Source organism: Streptomyces sp. NPDC050619 (assembly GCF_040654815.1).
GTDB lineage: Bacteria > Actinomycetota > Actinomycetes > Streptomycetales > Streptomycetaceae > Streptomyces.
This window is the reverse complement of record NZ_JBFAIR010000195.1, coordinates 1-1,028: the sequence shown is the minus strand read 5'-3', so window position 1 is coordinate 1,028 and position 1,028 is coordinate 1. Positions and strand designations below refer to the sequence as shown.

General features: G+C 68.9%; 2 protein-coding genes. Both read left to right on the top strand.

The genetic code is table 11. The features are described from left to right. A partial coding sequence (locus tag AB0I77_RS53985) for a replication initiator (RefSeq protein WP_363290400.1) occupies positions 1–748 on the top strand: 748 nt, incomplete at its 5' end. Beyond that, on the top strand, positions 738–950 hold the full coding sequence (locus tag AB0I77_RS53980) for a helix-turn-helix domain-containing protein (protein ID WP_363290399.1): 213 nt from the start codon (positions 738–740) through the stop codon (positions 948–950). The genes AB0I77_RS53985 and AB0I77_RS53980, both read left to right, overlap by 11 nt. The last annotated feature ends 78 nt before the right edge of the window (positions 951–1,028 follow it).

The window sequence follows — 1,028 nt, the reverse complement described above, 5'->3', positions numbered from 1 at the left end:
CACGGTTGGGCTCTCCCGCGGGAAGTTCAGCGAGAGCGCTCGGGTGTCATACGCCAAGGTCGCCGATTACCAGCGGCGCGGGCTGGTCCACTTCCATGCCGTCATCCGCCTCGACGGCGCGGAGGGGGCCAACTCGACTCCGCCGGGCTGGGCCACGACTGCCCTGCTCTCGGCAGCTGTCCGCGGTGCTGCCGAGAGAGTGCGGCTCCTGGCTCCCGGGAGGGACATCGTCGGCCCCCGTGAGCTGCGGTTCGGGGAGCAGATCGACGTACGCCCCATATCCGCTTTCGGAGCGGGGGAGCGGCTGACCTCGGCGGCCGTAGCCGGTTACATCGCCAAGTACGCAACGAAGGGCGCCGAGACCGCCGGCGCGGTGGATGGCCGTATTCACGGGGCGCGGGACCTGGTCCTGTTGCCCGTACGTGCCCATGTACTCCGCATGATCAGTACGTGCTGGTGGCTCGGCGGCCTGCCCGACTTCGCCCCGCTCGGCTTACGGCGCTGGGCGCACATGCTCGGCTACGGCGGCCACTTCTCCAGCAAGTCGCGTCGCTACTCGACCACTCTGACCGCACTCCGGCAGGCTCGCGCAGATCATCGCGCAGAGGAGCAGCAAACCGCCCTCGGCATCGGCTCGCGGCCAACGGTCACGGTCGACGAGTGGCGCTACGCCGGGCGCGGCTACTCGCCGGAAGCGGCGCTCCTGGCTGCTTCGGCACGTGAGGGCGGTGCTTCCCATGGCGCGTGACGCCCGTACGAATTCGGCCGAACTCCTCACCGTTCGGCAGGTGCTCGAAGAGCTCGGCGGCATCTCCCGGCGCACCTTCTACCGCTGGCGAGAGCTCCGTATCGCCCCGGCCTGCATACGGCTGCCGAACGGTGAGCTGCGGGTTCGGCGTGACGTGCTCAACGACTGGTTGGAGGAGCGGGCGGAGGGGGTGGCCTCGTGAAGTCGTACAAGGTCTCTGTCTGGAAGCTGAGCATCAACCGCTCCGCGAAGAAGCCAACGTACCTCGTCCGGTGGTCCG

What these genes read in the sequence shown, in the direction of transcription:
- AB0I77_RS53980 (WP_363290399.1), top strand. Translation starts at nt 738, where the DNA reads ATGGCGCGTGACGCCCGTACGAATTCGGCCGAACTCCTCACCGTTCGG.